Consider the following 20,916-nt stretch of genomic DNA (forward strand, 5'->3'; position numbering starts at 1 on the left):
ACACCGATCGTATATACTAATTAAGGTTATTTATTAATAGGAGATTTTATTACATAAATGTCAAAATCATTAGGTTCTTCAGTTTTAAGTGGAAGTAGCATTTCAACTGTTGCAGGCAACGGTATGACAGCTTTAGGTGCTGTAGGTTTAGTATTAGCATTACTAAGTGTTATCTTATTAACAGTTGTAGTATTAAAGTTCAAAGACAAATTTTCTAATAAGGTGAATATTGCATTTCCTGCAGCAGGATACTTACTTGGTTTACTAGGAATAATACTAGCAGCAGTTGCTATTAGCAAAAACGTAAATCCAGGCTTAGGCGATCTAGCTAGCGACCCAGTAGTTGTGATTAAAGGAACAGCAGCTTCAGGATTAGTGTTTGGCGTTTTATCCGCAGTAGTAACAATTGTTGCATTTATTAAATTCAAAAAACAACAATAGCAATAATATTAAATGATCCTAATCTTATAGATGGTCCACAGGATCATTTTTTATTTTTTTAAATGTCACCAAAATGTTTTTATTAAGTAATTTTAAAATTTCCTAGCAAAAAGCTAGGAAATTAATTGCTTTAACAAATTATAGTTTGTTTTTGCAATCACCAGTTTCAACGTATTCTTTTAAGTTATCTAATGAAATTTCAAGCATATTTGTTGCAGCTTCTTGTGTATATCAACCAATATGTGGAGACATAATAACACGTGGTCATAGGTCTAGTAATTCAGCAATAACAGGGTCATCGATTTTGTCAAAAGTTTTAAATAAGTATTCTTTTTCGTTGTTGAAAACATCAATAGCAGCACCAGCAAGTTTGCCACTCTTAACTGCATCTAAAATTGCTTTTTCATCTTGAATTTGGCCTCTAGAAGTATTAACTAAGATAGCACCATCTTTCATTTTGCTTAGCAGTTCAGCATTAACTAATTTGTCATTTTGCCCCTTGATATATGGCATATGCAAGGTCACGATGTCAGCTTGTTTTAGTCCCTCATCAAGTGAAACATATTCAATAACATCTGATAATGCTTTATTAGGCATAAGGTCATAACCTAATACTTTGGCACCAAAGCTCTTAAACATTTTAGCTGATTCATAACCAATTTTACCTGTACCCATAATAAGTACTGTACTTGATCTTAATTCTTTTGCAAAACCAAAGTCATCTACTGTAAAGTCTTTTTTGTGTGCTTTGTAGCCAAAGTGTAGTGATCTTCTTGATAATTGGTGTGCATATGAGAATGCTAATTCAGCTATAGCTGTTGGTGAGTATGATGGCACACGAGCCATTTTAATTCCTAATTCATGACCTGCAGCTAAGTCCATGTGGTCAAAGCCTGCTGTTCTAGTGAATACATAGTTGATTCCTTTTGCTTTAAGCAATTCTAAAATTTCACGATTTACAACATCATTTTCTCTAACAACAACACAGTCCATACCATCAACTAAGTGTATACGTTCTTTAGAAATAACTTCAGTAACAGCTGTAAGTTTTAAGTCTTTATATTTTTCTTTGACTTTTTCAAAAATAGGAAATTCTACTTCTTTAATGCCAAAAAATATAACGTTCATATAACTCCCTGGTGTTAGGAACCAAATATGGCTCCTAACAAAAATAAATAGACAAATTGATAATTTCTTATCAATTAAATTATACCTTTTATTGATTTACAGGGTGTTATAGGGCTTATATAAAGCAAAGAAAATTTGATTTACAAATAATTATCAATAAAACACAAAATAATTGAATATGGCTGTTTTATAATGGTAGAAGTGTTAATAGTGCATTATAAAATTACAGTTATAAGAAACAATATTTTCAATAAATTATGTTAATTATGTGAAAAAGTCAGCAATTTTGCCATATTTGTTCCATAGATAAAATGTTTTAAATAACTAAGCAAAAATATCTTTTCTGAAATATCAAAATAAGATAAATACTAAATTTGATTTGTTTGACTTCTCAATAACTTTATCATTTATTCATTTATAAATTTTTCAATTATGTTATTAAGTAAATAACTTTTTTCTTTATACACCATATGCGCAGAATCTTTTATTACTTCTATTTTGGCATTGGGGATTATTTTATTAAAATAAATTTTACTCATTTCACAATCTATAAGCTTGTCACTATCAGCTAAGACTATTAAAGTCGGAATTTTTACCAACAAGTATGCTTGCTCTATTTCATTGTGAATTTTATTACTTGTTAATTCCTTGTCGAGAGTTTTAACCCACTCATTATTGTAATAATTTGTATTAAATTTTAACTTAGCCGCAGAGACTCAGTTACTATCGTTTTGTAACGATTCTCAGTTATAGTAAATTAAAGGGATAAAGTTATTTAGATATTCTTCAAAATTTGAAGGCAGATATTTTTTATCTTTTCATACTTCTAAATTTAATTGTGTTTTATTGATTGGTGTTATTAAAATTAATCTTTTAAATAACTCTGGCTTTGTTTTATAGGCTAATACAGCAGTTGCCGCTCCCATTGATTTACCTATAAGAGTAATATTTTTAATATTATTTTTGGTAATAAATTCTATCAATAATTTAGCATAATAAATCACTGAAATTTTATGATTTTTAACAGGCTTAGTTAAGTTAGAACCTGGGAATTGCAGAGCATAATAATTAAATTTTTGATGCTGGCTAGAAAAGAACTCTAGTGCTGGATATTTTGAATTAAAACCATGGCAAAAAATGATATTTTGCTCACTATTATTGTCTTTAAAGTAATATGAATAGTCATAAATAATTTCCGATTTAGACATTAATAATATTATACAACCCGCAAACTTTTAAAATTAACTCTTTAATATTAGACAGAGATGAGTTTGTTGTATATAAATATGCTGACCTTACAAAAGACTCGACTTTATGATACTATCCAAATAAAACGATAAACAAAAATAGTATAAAAGCGCACAACTTAAATACTGAGCAAACTTATGAAAGACTAAGAATTAAAGAAGCACGAATATATGAAGTCTTTAAATAAAAAAGCACTATTGTTGTGCTTTAGGTGTTGCTTTTAAGTACATTAATTCGATTGAACTGTTAACAATAAAACCAGCTGAAGTTATAAATAACAATGAACTGTAGTAAAAAGCCATTTAAGATGTGAATAAACTTATGCTATGATGGCAAACCTTATCATAACGACAACTCTCCATATGTTTATGCCTGAAATTACAGCAGAGACATATTACAAAATAATTTTAAAGCAGCATATTGTGCTGATGAAGATGGGGAGTTCTATTTGCTAATATAAATTTCTATTGACGACTGATAAATAAATTTAGTAGCTAAAATCAGCATTTATTTTTTGTTTATTCATTAACAAAGCAAAAAGCACCACAAGTTAACTTGCGGCGCTTTTTGTTGCCTTTTGTTAAAATTTGAGTATCTAAATTAAAAAAAGAAAGGCTTTTACATTATATATGATTAGCAATGACAAAAATACTAGTTATTCAACTGACCTATGCTTGCTTAAAAAGAAATTAAATGTGCACGGCAAGTACAAGTTTAATTATGTACATTATGTAATTGATGAAACGAATTGAGATGAAATATTGACCAAGTCAAATCACAAAACCAATAAAAATAACATTAGCCCGTTGAGACTTAAAGAAATTCTTGAAAGGCTAATTGCTGGCTATGATATGAAAACTGTTTCTAATATTGTGGGGTTTAAATCAAGATCAATTTATAACTTATTTGACAGAATTACAATTGAAACAAAGCGTGGCTATGCTAAATATCAAAAGAAATGTAAATTGTGTGGTATGGACTTAAAAGGCAAAACAGTATATGTAATTAGTGCTCTCAAATTTTTGAATTTAATTGAAACAAGACATGATTCAAAAAAATTAGAAAACAATTCTAAATTGCTTATGAAATACATTGACATTTTTAAGTTTTACAAACAGTTACTGTACTTTTATTTGAAGAATAGAAATAGTTTTAACTTAGATAGTAAAGCTGTTAAACAGTCTGTGGCAAGCATTATTTTTAAATACATAAGAGAACTAGAAGCACAGGGAAAACTTCAAAATTCATATATTCCATCAGTTCAAAACTTTTACCGTATATTGGCTAAACATAGTGCTTTTGGTCTAAAATTAGATATTCTTCCATATAAATCAAACGGCAAATATGGAAGCAGAACAACAGTAAAGCATGAGACAAAGAAAAAGACAATAGGCAAACTTATTACTGAACGTCCAGAATCAGTTAATTTAAGGTTAAATGACAATGATTATGAAATGGACACTGTAATTGGTTTAAGATCTGACAATTATTGCATTCTTACATTAATCAACAGAAAATCTAGAATGTTTTATTGCGCGCTCTCTAGAAGAAATGCAAAAGCAATAAAAGAAAATTTGGAGAAATTGATTAAGGACAATAATCTTGTTATTGACACATTAACTATTGATAATGGAAGTGAAAATTACAAACTTCCAGAGATAGAATCAATCAAAGAAATTTTCCATTGTCATCCTTATTCATCATCAGAAAAAGGTAGCATTGAAAATGCTCACAGGCTTTTAAGAAGATACATTCCAAAGGGAAAATCTATAGATAAATATGTTGGTCAAGATCTAAAACCAATAGCCGATTTTATAAATTCACATCCAAGAATTTATAAAGGTGTCTCAGGCTTTAAATGCGCTAAGCAAATGCAATAAAAATTAACATCAACACAAAATTTTGCACTTTTGAGTACTCAAAAGTATCTTTTCTTTATTCTTTTTTTATGCTTTAGGCCATTTTCTTGTCAGAACCACCAAAAATTGGTATTATTTTTCCAATACTCAAATTAGGTGCTTTTTAATTTAAGAATTTATAATTTATTTTTTGTTAACTTATGCAAGCAAATGACCAATTAATACCTTTTGTTTTGCCTATAATTCTATAAAACAGGCTAATAATAAAAGTAGCTAAATTTTGCTACCCCCTATTAAAAACAAGTTAATTAGCATTTTTTATTACAATTTCAAAAAAATTGCTTAATTCTGAAAGCTCAGTGTGCTGTTTATTTTCAGTAAGAATATCATTTATTTCACTAATAGAACTATAACCGCTATAGTGAACTCTTGTAGCTGAGCCCTTATTTTTTGCTTTTTTTAATTTAACTAGAAGCAATGTCATATCCTTATTTTGATTTTCGCTATCTATGTATGACATATATTTATGATATGCATCAATTAGTTGATTGCTTTTTTCTTCATTTATGTCATTGTCACTCTTAACTTCTATATAAAAATCATGAATTGTTTTATTTGTTAATCTATCTACAATTCTGAATATGAAGTCAGGGAATGATCTTGCGACTTCATTGTTTTGTTTAAAATATTCAACATAAATTCCATCAAAAACAGGATTTTTTGTTCAGAGTTGCACTTTATAATTATTATTTTCGCTTCATGTGTGTATATATTTATTAACTAATGTGGCAAATTCAACCTCAGTATCAGAATCAAAGTAATTAGATTCTTTTTTCTCTGCTGTACTGTTGACATATGCATATGCTTTGCCTTCTATATCTAAATATCTATTCTGATCAATTTCTGAGTAAACTAAATCATTAACTTCAGGGAGCGACTTTAATTTTACTTTGTAAACTCCATCACTATTATTTTCACTTAATTCTTTGTAATAGCCCTTTTTAATATCACTTAAAAAATTTTGCTCTACTATTAGTCAGAATAAATTTTTTGAAAGTAAGTTGTGCAATTCATCAGAATTTTCATCATCTTTAGCCAAGCGCGCAATATTATTATGGAATAATTGTTCTATTTCTTCAATTATTTCTGTATTAAAGTACATCTTGTTTTTAGCAAGAAACAATTCTTTTCTTAATTCTAGTTCAATGCTGTTGAAAATTTTTAAATTAACATAAGTTTTTGAGCCAAATCTTTCTGTACCATAATTGATGTATCCATTTGTTTTATAGTATTCTTGGTATTTCTTAAGCTCATCATATATATGCCTAAAATCTAGAGTTTCAATTATATTTTCATAATATGAAGGATTCTTAATTTTGGTTTTAACAACCTCTTTATCAATATAAGCAACTTTAAATTGCTCGCTTTTAAACTCATCTTTTAGTCTATAAGTTATTCTATTATTAGATTTATTTTCAATGTTTGAATAATAGTAATATTGTAAGCCTATATGATTTTGATCTTTTATAAATTCAGGGTTAGGATTACGCATTATTCTGCCTATTGTTTGTGTACTTAAACTAGGTGAGCACACTTTTCTTAACTGCACTAGCATACATGCTCTAGGTATGTTTCAGCCAGTAGCTGGCCCAATTTTAAATATAACAGCATCAACATCAGAATTATTTTTTGAAATTGACTTTAGACTCTTATTTGCAAGTCTTATGTTTGTCTCAACATCATTTTGGCCAAAATACTTAACATAAGTTAAGCCACTTTCCTTGATTATGTTGATAATGTCATTTATATCTTTGGCAAATTCTTCAGACTTATCATTTTGTTCACTTTTTACTTGAATAAGCATAGCAGGATTTATAGTCTTAAGAAAAGGGTCGTTAAGATATTCTTTTTGAATTAACTTAAATTTGTTAATTGCTGTCTTTAAAATTTGTTCATCATCTAAAACATCACTTTTAGACTCATCTAAGCCATAATTAAAGTGGGACTTATGTTTTAGTAGGATAAGGTCATCTTCTAATAAGTCATCAGGCCTTATATGAACTAGTTCATTTTTACCCTTCGGTGTTGCAGTCATTTTTATAATAAAATGAGCTGCATTTTGCATAAGTAGTTCAAATCTCTGCTCATCCTTTTTTGCGTTTGCTAATTGAACCTTAAAATCTATGTCTTCATCCAAGTCAACATAGCTAGATTTATATTTGCCACCGGTTTCACCACCGATATGGGCTTCATCTCTTATATAAACTAGTTTGTAGCCTTCATTTTCAATTTGTGATAAGTAAGAGTTTATTATACCTTGCTCAGTAAAAATTCTGCCCTTGCCAAATGATTGAGTGCCTAAAATTAATACATTGTTTTGCTTAGCTAAAATTTGAAAATGCTGATCTTTTGCTTTATTGCTTGTGGATTTTGAAGATGGAGATTCTTGCAGTTCAATAGATATATTATGAGAGTTATATAAATATTGCTTATAGTCAGTAAAATTCATGAGCATTTGCTTAGGCAAGTCTGCAGATGAAAGTGTTGCAATAGCAAAAGTAAACTTTTCATTTGGATATTCAGTTATCAATTTATCAATAACATTTATGATCATAAATGTCTTTCCAGAACCTGTTGGAGCCTGAAATTCTAATATTTTCTTTTTGTCTTGATCATATTTATCAATAATTTTACATACAGCTTTGTTTTGTGTATTACTTAATTGCATCAGTATCCTCTTTTGATATAGGTTTTAGGGACGTTAAACTTCTTAGAATGTCAATATTGCTATCTTTATCTTCAGTGTCAATATTAAAGTCTTGTAGCATTTTGATATATTGCTCTTTTATACTCATATTACTTTGATTATCATCAAATAATTTAGTTGAAAAATATTCAATGTCATAAACATTTAAATTTGATTTGTATGGCTTGTTTTTCTTAATTCAATCAAAATTAGATTCATTATTTGTATAAATTCCATTATTGATGCGGTATAGTCTTTCATAGCAAACATTTGTAGCTATGTTATTTTCATTGTTTGTTACTAATGTATAACATCTATTTCCGCCATCTTCTTTGTTTAATTCCATAACAGCATGTCCAGTAGTGCCTGAACCAGCATAGAAGTCTAAAATTCGAGCATTATTGTTAGGGTGTAATTTTATTAAAAGTTTAATTAGCTCAACAGGTTTCGCAGTACTGAATTCATCACTTTTTAAAATACTTGATAATACTTTGTTTCCAGTTTTGTTATTAAAACTACTTCCTTTTATGATTGTCTTAAATATCCATGTGTTTTTTCTTTTCTTAGGATAGATCTTGAATTTATCATTATCCATTTTTATTACAAGCTCTTCCTTTTCTTTGTTAATTTTTTCTCTCGATCATCTTCATACATATTGCACACCATTTACATTTTTGGGTCATAAAGTGTAAATGGTTTTCTCTGTGGGCTCAATAGTGTGGTATAAATTATGGTTTTCATCTTTATTAATAAAAATTGGATAAGCTAAATTTGGCCTATTTTTATCATTAAATTTTTTGCTTTGATTCTCAAGTGTATATTGCAATCAATATTCCCCCTTATTATCTACAAGTGTTTCAAGATTGCGGTTTTTATATATTTCTGGTAATTTATTAATAACATATTCGTTATCTAGCTCTTCAGGCACAAAATTCACACCACCATAAATTAAAATATACTCATGAGTTAGCGCAATTTCAGTATTTACTTGTCTCCCGCTTGGGTTTAAGATAGCTGGCACACATGCTATGAAATTTTCTTCACCAAAGATTTCATCCATTAATACTTTCAAATAGGCCTGTTCGCTATCATCAATAGAAACAAAAATAACACCATCTTCCTTTAAAAGCTGCTTTGCCATTCTAAGTCGTTCATTTAACATATTTAGTCAACCAGTACGACTAAATTTATCACGATAGATAAATTTTGATGAACCAACATCATCTTTTTCACTTAGATTATTGCCATCAGAAAGTGAGCTTTCAGTATTATAAGGAGGATCGATATAAATTACATCGTAATTAACAGTCTCTGACTGTGACTCTCTCTCTCTCTCTCTCTCTCTCGATCACTATAAGATTTTTAAGAGCATCATAGTTTTCGCCAATTATTAGTGTATTAGTAGGCTTGTTATTGTCATTATTAAACGATAATTTTTCATCCTTTTTGAATAAAGCTATTTCAGAAGCATTAACTGAAGGAGCAATATCAAATACAAAACCTAGTTTTACTCTTTTGATTAAAAGTTGGTAAACATTATGTAAAGCTGGGTCGTTGTCCTCAAATTTATCAATGATTGAAAGAATAAGATCTTTTTGATCTTGATTTAGTTCATTGCTAAGGCTTAAGGCATTAGCTTTTTCTATATAATCCTGTTTTATAGTATTCATTGTCATCCTTATAAACTTGTAAATTGAATTTTTATTACATAATTTTAATTATATACATTTAGTTAATCCTTAGTCATAGGTTTTAAGGACGTTAAACTTCTTAGAATGTCAATATTGCTATCTTTATCTTCGGTGTCAATATTAAAGTCCTGTAGCATTTTGATATATTGCTCTTTTATACTAATATTACTTTGATTATCATCAAATAATTTAGTTGAATAATATTCAATGTTATAAACATTTAAATTGGAGTTATAATGTTTGTTTTTCTTAATTCACTCAAAATTAGATTCATTATTTGTAGAGATTCCATTATTGATTCGATATAGTCTTTCATAACAAACATTTGTAGCTATGTTATTTTCATTATTGGTTACTAAAGTGAAGGTTCTATTTCCGCCATCTTCTTTGTTTAGTTCCATAACAGCATGTCCAGTAGTGCCTGAACCAGTATAGAAGTCTAAAATTCGAGCACTTTTGTTAGGATGAAGATTTATGAGAAATCTAAGCAAACCAACAGGCTTAGGGTGATCAAAAATTTTGTTAGTAAAAATTTCTTTTTGTTCTGATGTCCCTACTGAACCATGGACTGAATAAATTAAATTTGAAAATTTGGAATCTCTATTCACTAATTGGTTGTTATTATCAACATATTGATATTGTTTTGAATATACACTTTTGTTTTTGAAAACAATAAAATTATTCTCTATCCCTCAATTAATTTTTTCCTTGCTTCATCTTCACTGCCAATCTTTAGTTGCATGATTGCCAGAATGTCTACTTTGCCAATTTTTTTCAGATCTGCCTGGATAATAAATTTTTCCATTATGAGAAATAGGAAAGTCTAGCGATTCAGACCAAGTCAATGAAGCTCTATCTAGTTGGTTTAATTTGTACATTCCTCTTGTTTTCACAAATTCATCAGAATATTTATATGAGCCATCATCAATATCTTTTGCATAGTTATTAGTTTTAAATTTATCAATGTTATTTGCATATACTAAAACATATTCAGTAAGAATTTTTAAGAATTTACTATCTTCACCAGATCCTTCATTTTTCTTTTGTCAAACAATATTTGCTATGAAATTTTCTTCACCAAAAATTTCATCCATTAGCACTTTCAAATAGGCCTGTTCGCTGTCATCAATGGAAACAAAAATAACACCATCTTCTTTTAAAAGCTGCTTTGCCATTCTTAGTCGTTCGTTTAACATATTTAGTCAACCAGTACGACTAAATTTATCACGATAGATAAATTTTGATGAACTAACATCATTTTTTTCACTTAGGTTATTGCCATCAGTTAGTGAACTTTCAGTATTATAAGGAGGATCGATATAAATTACATCGTAATTAACAGTCTCTGACTGTGACTCTCTCTCTCTCTCTCTCTCTCTCTCTCTCGATCACTATAAGATTTTTAAGAGCATCATAATTTTCTCCAATTATTAGTGTATTAGTAGGCTTATTATTGTCATTGCTGAACGATAACTTTTCATCCTTTTTTAATAAAGCTATTTCAGATGCATTAACTGAAGGAGCAACATCAAATACAAAGCCTAGTTTTACTCTTTTGATTAAAAGTTGGAAAACATTATGTAATGCTGGGTCGTTGTCCTCAAATTTATCAATTATTGAAACAATAAGATCTTTTTGATCTTGATTTAGTTCATTGCTAAGGCTTAAGGCATTAGCTTTTTCTATATAATCCTGTTTTATAGTATTCATTGTCATCCTTATAAACTTGTAAATTGAATTTTTATTACATAATTTTAATTATATACATTTAGTTAATCCTTAGTCATAGGTTTTAAGGATGTTAAACTTCTTAGAATGTCAATATTGCTATCTTTATCTTCGGTGTCAATATTAAAGTCCTGTAGCATTTTGATATATTGCTCTTTTATACTAATATTACTTTGATTATCATCAAATAATTTAGTTGAATAATATTCAATGTTATAAACATTTAAATTGGAGTTATATGGTTTGTTTTCTTTAATCCAGTCAAAATTAGATTCATTATTTGTAGAGATTCCATTATTGATTCGATATAGTCTTTCGTAACAAACATTTGTAGCTATGTTATTTTCATTATTTGTTACTAATGTATAACTTCTATTTCCGCCATCTTCTTTGTTTAGTTCCATAACAGCATGACCAGTGGTGCCTGAACCAGCATAGAAGTCTAAAATACGAGCGTTTTTGTTAGGTATGATACTTATTAAATATTTAATTAATGAAATGGGTTTAGGATACATAAATGTATTATTTATAAATATCGATTCTATTTCTTTTTTTGCAGTTTCATTTGTCTCTACTTCGCATTCATCCATTGAAATTATGTCGGATGGTTTTTTATTTCTAATTTCATTTCTCAGATATCTAGGAGAAAACTTTGTAGATTTGATAAGAATATGAGTTCCGGCAAGTAATTCGTTGTCTAAGAATTGCTGGCTTCATTTAAATTTTCCTTTTAAAACAAAATCAACATCCGAATTCCCATTTTTAATGTTAATGTTATTCATCAATTCAACTTTTTCATATAAACCTTTTTCGAAATATCCATTAAAACCAAATTTCACATGGTGTTTGTTAAATGATAATTCTTTTTTATTGTTTGTATCATTTAACAAAGGCATATCACCTCCTGTTATAGTTCCAACATTGTATTCACGGTTATTTCTCTTCTTTTCATAACATAAAACATATTCCATTTTCTTTCTTACTTTGCTACTTAATGATGCTGGAGTATATGTTCTAATTCATTTGAAAACACTGATAAAATTTTCCTCGCCAAAAATTTCATCCATTAACACTTTCAAATAGGCTTGTTCGCTATCATCAATTGAAACAAAAATAACACCATCTTCTTTTAAAAGTTGGTGTGATAGTCTTAGTCGTTCGTTTAACATATTTAGTCAACCAGTACGACTAAATTTATCACGATAGATAAATTTTGATGAACTAACATCATCTTTTTCACTTAGGTTATTTCCATCAGTTAGTGAGCTCTCAGTATTATAAGGAGGATCAATGTAAATTACATCGTAATTAACAGTCTCTGACTGTGACTCTCTCTCTCTCTCTCTCTCTCTCTCTCTCTCTCTCTCTCTCTCTCTCTCTCTCGATCACTATAAGATTTTTAAGAGCATCATAGTTTTCGCCAATTATTAGTGTATTAGTAGGCTTGTTATTGTCATTATTAAACGATAATTTTTCATCCTTTTTTAATAAAGCTATTTCAGAAGAATTAACTGAAGGAGCAACATCAAATACAAAGCCTAGTTTTACTCTTTTGATTAAAAGTTGGAAAACATTATGTAAAGTTGGGTCATTGTCATCAAATTTATCAATGATTGAAAGAATAAGATCTTTTTGATCTTGATTTAGTTCATTGCTAAGGCTTAAGGCATTAGCTTTTTCTATATAATCCTTTTTTATAGTATTCATTGTCATCCTTATAATACAAATAGTTACTGATATATTTATTATTTGTATATAAATTATAAATTATGAATTTGTCGTATACACAATAATCGAAAATAAAAACATCTGCATAATTAGCAGATGCCTTAGTATTTTGTTATTTTTCTTCTTTTTTAGATTCGGCTTTTTTTGCTTCTTCTTCAGCTAATTCTTCTTCATAAATTTGCTTAGCTTTTTCTTCGTATTGTTGAACATCTTTTTCAGCTTGTTCAATTAGTTTTTTAGCTAATTCTAAAGCAACTTTGTCATTGTGATCAGCAACTTTTTTGTCCAAGTGTGCTAGAATTAATCTAGTAACAGCCACTTCTTTAACTGCTTCAGTAAATTGATTTTCTTTTCCTTCTTCATCACTTAATGGATTTTGTTTCATGTATTGAAGCACAAATGGAAGTGGTACAAATTGTTGGCCAAAAGCAACATTAATTGCTCATAGATGTTTGTTATCTTCAGAAATTTCAGCCTTATCTTTAAATTGTTTCATTAATTCTTCATGGACTAAAAGTCTCTTTGTAAGTACCTTTTCTTCACTTAAAACTAACTTATTAAAATCAGCTTCTGAAGTTTTAATTAAGTCTAGGTATTCATTAAATTTAATTCCTTGTTGTTTTAAGTTTGCTTTGATTTCTTCTAATCTTTTTTGTGCACCTTGTGTAACTAGAATGTCTGAAACTGCAAATTGATGTTTTTCAACTAATTCATCAACTAATGAATCTATAACTTGTCTGTGAATTTCTGAGTATTTTTTAACAGTCAAAATTTCCTTAGCATATGACTTAGCTTCTTCTAAATTAGAAACATTTGGAAGATGCAATTCTTTGACATTTTCGTCAGTTGGTTTAATTTCTTCTAATCTTTTAGCATCTAGAATTTCGCATTCAAAAACTGCTGGTTGACCTTTAAGTGTTGGAACAGCATAGTTTTCTGGGAAAGTAACATTAACTTCACCTTTTCAGCCCACAGTTTTACCAACTAACTGATCTTCAAATGTATCAATAAACGTTTTGCTTCCTAATTTAAGGTCAAATGAATCAGCTTCTCCACCATCAAATGGTTCATTATTAACAAAACCTTTGTACTTAAGTGTAACAACATCACCTAATTTTGTTTTGTCTTTTTTATCTAAAGGTAATACTAAAGCATTTTTGCTTAACAATTGATTAAGGTATTCATCAATATCAGCTTCAGTTACTTTTAATTTGCTAACTTTTGTCTTAATTGATTCATCTAATTTAATGTTAGATAAATCTGGCAACAATGGAAACTCAATTTTAATAACTGAAGATTCTTCAGCTAAAACTGGCAATTCTAATAAAACTGCATTTTGTAACACATTTTCATGTTGTTTTTTAACTTCTTCAAAAATTTCATCAGCAAAAACATTGTATGCTTCATTAATTGAATCACTTGCCACAGCAACTGGTGTTACATATTTATCTACTATGTGTTTAGGAGCTTTACCAGGTCTAAAACCATCTACTTTTAATTTTTTTATTTTATTAGTTTTGGTTTTGTTAAAAATGTTTGTTCATTTTTCACCTGAAAACTCATATTCAACAACTACAGAACCTTTTTCTTTGTTTAGTTCTATTGATTTAGCACTCATATATCTCCCTATGGTAGTTAAAAATTAATTTAAATCTCATAATAATAAGATGTTATTTTAATATTAACAATTTTAATATAAAAATACAGTTTGTTTATAAAAGTGGTTAAGGAATTTAAAAAAGGAGATTGCTCCCCTTTTTAATTCATAAGACAATTCAAATTGAAAAAGTTTCCGCGCACAGAACTTTACATATTATCATAGGAAAGGAGTAATATACTCTTAAGCAACTGTTCCTGTGGATACAGTACTCATTCACTTAGGAATGCATCAAGATAATTATAGACCAAAAAAGCAGTATGCCAAATATTTTTTACAAATTTATAAATTTATAAATTCAATAAATTCTTAAAGCACAATTACATAAACACTGCTTGGAGGTGCTTTTAACTTATTGTTAAATGTGCGATTTGGAATATTAGACATTTTTTATGATATATTAATTACACTATGAACAAAGTAAATAAAAAATTTTTAACTGCGATGGGGGGGGGATTATAACTTCCCTAGCACTACCAATTGTTGCAGCTTCATGTGATAACAATGAACCAGTTAAAACTGATGAAATTAAAGAAAAGAATGAATTACAATCACAAATAGAAAAGATTGAATCTGAACTAAACTCAAATGTAAGTCTAAGCGATAATGTTAAGCAAGAATTAAAAAAACTAGTTGATGAATCAAAAGAAAAACTCAAAACCTTAAAGAGTTCTGATGAATTCAAACAAGCTGTCAAAGAACTAAATAAAAAATTTGAAGAATTAAAGAAGGAAAAGACAGAAACTGAGCCCGTTGCCCCAACAAATCCTTCAAATAAAGACTCGAATAACCAAAGCGGTAATGGCGTTTCAGGTAAACACAAGGATGAGAAGCCAAAGAAACCAGGTGATGATAAAAAGGAATCAGACCCAAATAAAGATTCAAATAACCAAGGCGGTAATGGCGCTTCAGGTAAACACAAGGATGAGAAGCCAAAGAAACCAGATGATGATAAAAAGGAATCAGACCCAAATAAAGACAAAATGGAAGAAAAAACTCCGAAGATTCCTGAAAAGAAAAATGAAGAATCCAAAACTAACAAACATGTGCCTGGCGGAAAAAAGGAACCTGATAAAAATAATCAAACTGATGCTCCATCAAGAGTTACAAATGAAACAAATATGGCATCATTTTCATCATTTGATCCTGAATTTAAAATGTATTTAACAAAAACATATACTTTTTGAAATGAATTAAAAGAATTTGTTGCTGTAGGTATAAAAACAAAAGACATGGAACTACTTAAGAAATATCAAAAACATTTTAAATTCTGAAAAGATATTGACCGGATAATTCAATTTGTAGAATCAAATCCAAATGGCAAAGATTCCTTATATGAAGAGTTTAAAGATCTTGAAAAACGCAATGCTTTATATGAACTTAACAAGAGTTATGAAGACATTAGATCTGAAGTTAATGATTTTGTCAAAAAGTTAAAGGAGAAATAACCAATAAGGTTATTTTTATTTTTTTGCCTATTTTTAGGGAAAATTTGGCAAATTTATAAGAATTTATAATATGTATTATCAGTTATTTTTGAACATTAGAATAGGAAACAAGGTCAAATACGAAGAACAAAAAGATCTTTTTTGCTTTTTTTGGGGTATTAATTCTATAGCTCTTCTTCCAATGATTGATGCTAAATGTAGCATCGAAGAAAATGCTAAGGAAGATAAATCTAAGGCTAAAGCAACATCTGAAAAAATAACTAATTTTGATAAAAATGAATCTAATAAAACTGGAGAAGATTCGCGAAAAGTGGCTTATCCAATATTTAAAGAAAAATATGCCGTAATTTTGGGCAGATTCCAAAAGGCATTAGTGTCTCTTAAAGACTTTGATAATGAAGGTGTAAAAGAAATTAGCAACATTATTTCATCAATTCAAGGTGAGCAACCCGAAAAATTAGAACAAGCATTTAAAAAACTGATTAAGTTATTTGCTGAAGAAATTAAAAAAAGAAGGAAGCTTTAAGCCTACAACAAACAATGATTACCATAAACTTCTAAGAGAGGCTTTATTGCTAATAAAAGAATCTATGTAAAAGCTTATGTTTTAAGCAATAAAAAGCATATCAGCGGAAATGTTTACAAAGCAGCAGAGTATTCAAATAACTTTGCAAAACTATTTATAACACTTAACAACAACGAACTTTTAGATTTTGTAACTGTTCATCCAAATTATAAATTCTTATGTTCATCCAAATGAACACAAAAATGTTAAGTTAAAGCATGCTAGCGGAACTAATGTTAAGCTAAAAAATAGAAAATTATTCTTAGAATTCCAAATCGGTTCAATGTTGGGAGATTCAGCTGACTTGCCATTAGTTTCAGATGAAATTTTTGAAGTTGCAATAGAAAAATAGAGGATTATTCAACAAGACCACTGTTTGTGGTTTTTTGTTTACTCTGATAGTATCTTATATCCAAAACAAAGAGAAAATTTTATAAAAACAACATAATTCTAATTAACAACATAATTATGGTTGTGAGAAAATTTTTTTAAATATTAAGGCACTAAAATTAACATTTCTACCCAATGTTAAATAATGCAATAGTTACCTTGATAATTTACAAAAGAGACCTGGCATTAGGATTAAAAGTAATAGTTTCTATGATTGCTGATGTGCAAAATGAGCTTGACCAAATAGAAAAAAGGGCTAATAGATTAGTAAATAATTACCTTTTGACCCTATAAATAAGGCAACCAGGAAAATTAGCATCATAAAAAAGAGAGAGCACTCTTTTTTAAAAAACTTGCCAGCACAATCTTATGTGTTGTACTTTTAAATTAATCCATAAATATATTCAATTTGCATTTTTTATTTAAGAAACAGACTCGTTTATCTTTGGTAGCATTTCATCCCAATCCTCTTTAGAAATCTCATTTACATTTCAACTATCAGGAGTTATAAGCAAGCCAGTATTGTTTGAATTAGAATCCATTTTTAAAAAGTTAATGTAATCTAGATAAATATTTTTTTCAGAATTGCTATTAGTACTATTGCCATAATATCCAGAATTTATATTTTCTTTTCATAAAGAAGCTTCGCTACCAAAGCCTTGTGTATTTATTTCCAAAACATTGAATTTATCTGGGGCAATAGCAGTATAGTTTCCAATCAATTTATCTAAGTCTATATATCCAGAAACGATTTGTTCTTTTTGTAAGTTTGTTTTAGTGAATTTAGTTTTCTTTTTAAAATTCAAAAATTCCTTAAAGCTCATTAAATCAGGCCTGTATGAAAAATTTATAACGATATAGTTCATTAAGTCACGAGATTCTGAGCGACTATAAGATGAAGTTACAGTAATATCATTAGCAGAATATAATTTATTAAATTTAAATGTCAAGGCATTTATTTTATTTGAATTTATAAGCAATGTTTCTCTTTTGACATCAAAAATTCCGAATTTTCGGTAGTTATTAATTATTGTCTGATTATTAATAGTAGGCAAAAGATTAGCAACATTTTTAATGAATTTAAAATTACCTAAGTATTCATCAACTTTTGAATTCGTGAATTCATGTGAAGCATCTGTATGAGGGGCTATTATATTAAATATTGAAAAATTTTTTAAGTAGCGACTATAATGCGATTCTAGCTTAAGCAAGTTCTTAAAAATGTTATTTGAAATTTTAAGTGATAATTTATTTAAATTGCTTAGTTTAATGTCATTTTTATTTTTATTGTCAAAGCTTTTTCAAATTTCATTTAAATATTTAACACCATTAAAATTAACAAAATTGCCTGTCGGTAAAGCACTTAAGGTTGTTTTTGGCTCATATTCCTTAATATTCTTTGTTCTTGCAACACTTTTAGAATAAAAGGTGGAATAGTTTTTGGCTGTATACACCAAGTATGATATATATTCATTTTCAATTCCAGGATATTCTTGATTTGGGAAATAAGAAAAACTATTTATCAGCTCAACGAAGTTATGAAAGTTTTGCGATAGCTTTTTGTAAAATATAGGTCTATCTTTAAACGCTTCTAAAGCAGAACACATTAAAGAAATTGGATCAGTTGACTTCAATGACTTTTTTATTCGTTTTTCATATAGATTAAAATCGAAAAATTTATTGTGTTCCCTTTCAAAAGATGTTTGATGGTATTCCCCACATGATGGCACAATTAATGTGCTAGATATAATGATGGATGAACCTATTAAAAAGGGATAAATACCTATTTTTTTACCATTTTTTAAAATAGATTTGTATAACTTTCCAATCATACGTTTTCCTTGAGATGCTTCCAATATTTTTGTTTCATATCAGTGACATAATTCTTATATTCTTCTAACAATGGGTGTGTTAGATAGTAGTAAAGATCCTTAACTTTGTTTTCATCAAGCTTAATATTGTTTTTATAAGCAAGATAATCTAGTAAAAGTATTAAATATTCCTCTAGCTCTGCATATTTTAAATAGTTTGTATATGAATAAGTAGCTTCTGGATCTTTTTTATAGAAATAAACATGTTGTACACTTGTTCGTGGCTCTTGACTACCTAAAATTCATCTTCGTGCAAAAATATTTTTATATTTATACATATCAGTTTCAATTGCATAAATAGGAATATTGTCAAAGTTTCAGTCTGGATCCTTTGATTTTTTGTATTCTATCGCTTTCAACAAATGTGGCAGTCATTTATTTCTAAACCAACTAACGTAAGGATTATTGTTTAATTCGTATAGTTTTCAATATTCAGCAAATGATTTCTTATGTTTCCAAACAAATGTTGACGTTCAATATTTTCATTTTTCATTTATGTATTTACTATCATAAATTTGCAATACACTAGCACTATCTATAAAATCTTTGCCAAGCTCGTGTGGCCTAACTCTTCTAATATTTCCGCTATCTCAAATTTGTTTCATCTTGAAGTATTTAGGAATGCCAAAACCAGTTTTGTTTTTAGCATGGTTTCTTCTTCAATGTTCATAAGTGGATGTTATTTCACTAAACGAAGAGCTACTATATCCAGATGCTTTAGTTTTTGAATATGTTGCAGAACTAACCAACATTAATTTAACATCTTCAATTGACAGTTCTTGTTGTAATTTGCTCTGTATGCGCGAAATGATTCCGGTTATCATCGGTGCAAACTTGCTAGTGCCATTGAAATTAATTATATAAGACATCTTGTCTATAAATTCTTTATTATTCTTTGATGATTTAATATATTTTTCTATCTCATTATAATTGTTCTTATGATAATAACTTTTTAATAATCCAGCCTTATCATTATTAAGTTTGTCGCCATATGCAGAAACAAGCGGATAACTTCCATAATAGTTTTTTGCATACGAACTAAAATTGGTTGCAATATTTTTTCAGTTAACAGCACCAACTGAAATGATCCCTTCGTGATAAATAAGACTCTGTCAATCAGTTATAGCATCAAATAATTTTCTTTTTCTGAAATCAGCATCTAAAAAAGCATCAAAATCAAATTTTTTTAATCAGTTTGTATCCTTATTTTCGTATATTCACCTTACATCATCAAATGCTTTATCCAAGATTACTCTTATCAGATATAATAACTTAATATTATAATTTCTTTCTTCTTCAGTAGGTCATACATCATTTTGCCAGTTTTTAACTAAATTAAAAAAAGATTTAAAAGCTCTGTAAATTTTATCCTTTGAGATCCTGCCATTTTCAAGAAATTGTGGCTTATTTAAAAATTCGTTATTTGCCATATATTCACTTACTTCGTCGTTATTATTGCCACTTGACTGAATTATTTTTATGCCGTTTTGGAGGGCATATTCACCAATAGTTTTGTACAAATTTTGTATGCCGGAAGCTCCATAAATTTGCTTATTATTTTTATATGTGTAGTAAATGATTGCTTTTGCTAAAATTTTGAATGAACGCATCAATTCTTTTATATCTTTAGGATAAATTTTAATTTTCACATCAAAATCATAATATTTGCTACCAATACTGCCAAAGTAACTATCATTCAAATTCTGAACAGCCTTTTTAACTTGATAGTAAGGATCAACTGGTCCTAGACTCATGTTTATAAGTCTAACGCCATAATTGTTGTACAAATTTTTAATACTTTCAATTAAGTTATCGGATGCTTCATAGTATATTGAAGCATTTGGATTTATACCAAAATCTGTTCCTATTATAGAAGTAACGGCGTATCCATGATTACTTTTCCTGTATATTTCTTTGGAATTAGTCCTTTTAAAAACAAAGCTACTGTTTTGGGAGAGAAGATGACTACTATCAAAATCGTCAACTTCGATAATTCCTACTTTATCATATTTGTTGGATGAGTAGTTTGTCGGCATCCATTCTCTATCTCAAACTCCCAGCTTGCTGTAATATGGGGTATACATTTTAACTAAGCGTTTATAGTCATCCCAATTGATCAATTCAGAACTGTCCTTATTTAATTTAACTTGATTGTTTGTTGCTGGCAACACCGCAGAAACTGAAAAAACTGGAGCAAAAAATAATGGACTTAAAACTAATTTATTCAATCTTTTCATACTAATAAAATTATATTTAATTTTATATTTGTGCCATATTATGAATAAGAAAGTGAAAAGAATTACACACGATTTGATGCTTCAAATACGTAAGAACTAATTCAATAAAAAAGAAAAATTATGTGCATTGGATTACATAAATTGACACATTAAATTATTTTGTATAAGAATAAAATCAA

The 20,916-nt window shown here is 28.4% G+C and carries 12 protein-coding genes and 3 pseudogenes; 5 read left to right on the forward strand and 10 right to left on the reverse strand.

The features are described 5' to 3' along the window. Positions 1–57 precede the first annotated feature (57 nt). Positions 58–441, forward strand: coding sequence for a TIGR04554 family membrane protein (locus MBOVPG45_RS00795; RefSeq protein ID WP_041309088.1), 384 nt, complete (start codon positions 58–60; stop codon positions 439–441). Positions 442–579: 138 nt separating this feature from the next. Here the strand turns inward: MBOVPG45_RS00795 and MBOVPG45_RS00800 are convergent, their stop codons facing one another. Both MBOVPG45_RS00800 and MBOVPG45_RS00805 read right to left on the reverse strand, forming a co-directional pair. Then, complete coding sequence (locus MBOVPG45_RS00800; protein ID WP_013456296.1) at positions 580–1,569, reverse strand: 2-hydroxyacid dehydrogenase; 990 nt, start codon at positions 1,567–1,569, stop codon at positions 580–582. A 407-nt stretch (positions 1,570–1,976) separates the two neighbouring features. After that, positions 1,977–2,777 (reverse strand): alpha/beta fold hydrolase, encoded by an 801-nt coding sequence (locus tag MBOVPG45_RS00805; RefSeq protein ID WP_013456249.1) that lies wholly within the window; start codon positions 2,775–2,777, stop codon positions 1,977–1,979. 891 nt (positions 2,778–3,668) lie between these two features. Between MBOVPG45_RS00805 and MBOVPG45_RS00810 the strand changes: the two genes are divergently transcribed. Next, a complete protein-coding gene (locus MBOVPG45_RS00810) occupies positions 3,669–4,697 on the forward strand; it encodes an IS30-like element ISMbov1 family transposase (RefSeq protein WP_078086175.1) in 1,029 nt (342 codons plus the stop codon). A 283-nt stretch (positions 4,698–4,980) separates the two neighbouring features. Here MBOVPG45_RS00810 and MBOVPG45_RS00815 read toward each other — a convergent pair whose 3' ends face one another. From MBOVPG45_RS00815 to tig, 6 genes and pseudogenes are all read right to left on the reverse strand, one after another. Continuing rightward, complete coding sequence (locus tag MBOVPG45_RS00815) at positions 4,981–7,404, reverse strand: DEAD/DEAH box helicase family protein (protein WP_013456089.1); 2,424 nt, start codon at positions 7,402–7,404, stop codon at positions 4,981–4,983. After that, entirely contained in the window at positions 7,391–8,713 is a 1,323-nt protein-coding gene (locus MBOVPG45_RS00820) for a site-specific DNA-methyltransferase (RefSeq protein ID WP_318023789.1), read from the reverse strand. Before MBOVPG45_RS00820 ends, MBOVPG45_RS00815 begins: the two co-directional genes overlap by 14 nt. A gap of 10 nt (positions 8,714–8,723) precedes the next feature. Then, positions 8,724–9,092, reverse strand: a complete 369-nt coding sequence (locus MBOVPG45_RS04960; protein WP_169306040.1) for a type III restriction endonuclease subunit M — start codon at positions 9,090–9,092, stop codon at positions 8,724–8,726. 62 nt (positions 9,093–9,154) lie between these two features. Beyond that, positions 9,155–10,829, reverse strand: a pseudogene (locus MBOVPG45_RS00830) (site-specific DNA-methyltransferase). A 56-nt stretch (positions 10,830–10,885) separates the two neighbouring features. Next, positions 10,886–12,554 (reverse strand): annotated as a pseudogene (locus MBOVPG45_RS00840) (site-specific DNA-methyltransferase). A 127-nt stretch (positions 12,555–12,681) separates the two neighbouring features. Then, a complete protein-coding gene (gene tig / locus MBOVPG45_RS00850; protein WP_013455963.1) occupies positions 12,682–14,187 on the reverse strand; it encodes a trigger factor in 1,506 nt (501 codons plus the stop codon). Between the two features lie 450 nt (positions 14,188–14,637). Here tig and MBOVPG45_RS05015 point away from each other — a divergent pair. From MBOVPG45_RS05015 to MBOVPG45_RS04680, 3 genes and pseudogenes are all read left to right on the forward strand, one after another. After that, positions 14,638–15,674: pseudogene (locus tag MBOVPG45_RS05015) on the forward strand (variable surface lipoprotein). Between the two features lie 70 nt (positions 15,675–15,744). Beyond that, positions 15,745–16,200 (forward strand): hypothetical protein, encoded by a 456-nt coding sequence (locus tag MBOVPG45_RS00860; protein WP_013456067.1) that lies wholly within the window; start codon positions 15,745–15,747, stop codon positions 16,198–16,200. Between the two features lie 564 nt (positions 16,201–16,764). Next, positions 16,765–16,923: a hypothetical protein gene (locus MBOVPG45_RS04680; RefSeq protein WP_013456058.1), complete on the forward strand. Its 159-nt coding sequence runs from the start codon at positions 16,765–16,767 to the stop codon at positions 16,921–16,923. A 128-nt stretch (positions 16,924–17,051) separates the two neighbouring features. Here the strand turns inward: MBOVPG45_RS04680 and MBOVPG45_RS00865 are convergent, their stop codons facing one another. Next, the gene (locus tag MBOVPG45_RS00865; protein ID WP_013456199.1) at positions 17,052–18,461 is read right to left on the reverse strand and encodes an Mbov_0186 family lipoprotein; all 1,410 of its coding nucleotides are present in this window, start codon (positions 18,459–18,461) and stop codon (positions 17,052–17,054) included. Further along, positions 18,431–20,737 (reverse strand): S8 family serine peptidase, encoded by a 2,307-nt coding sequence (locus MBOVPG45_RS00870; RefSeq protein ID WP_013456364.1) that lies wholly within the window; start codon positions 20,735–20,737, stop codon positions 18,431–18,433. Before MBOVPG45_RS00870 ends, MBOVPG45_RS00865 begins: the two co-directional genes overlap by 31 nt. Positions 20,738–20,916 lie beyond the last annotated feature (179 nt).

The organism is Mycoplasmopsis bovis PG45 (assembly GCF_000183385.1).
Lineage (GTDB): Bacteria > Bacillota_I > Bacilli_A > Mycoplasmatales > Metamycoplasmataceae > Mycoplasmopsis > Mycoplasmopsis bovis.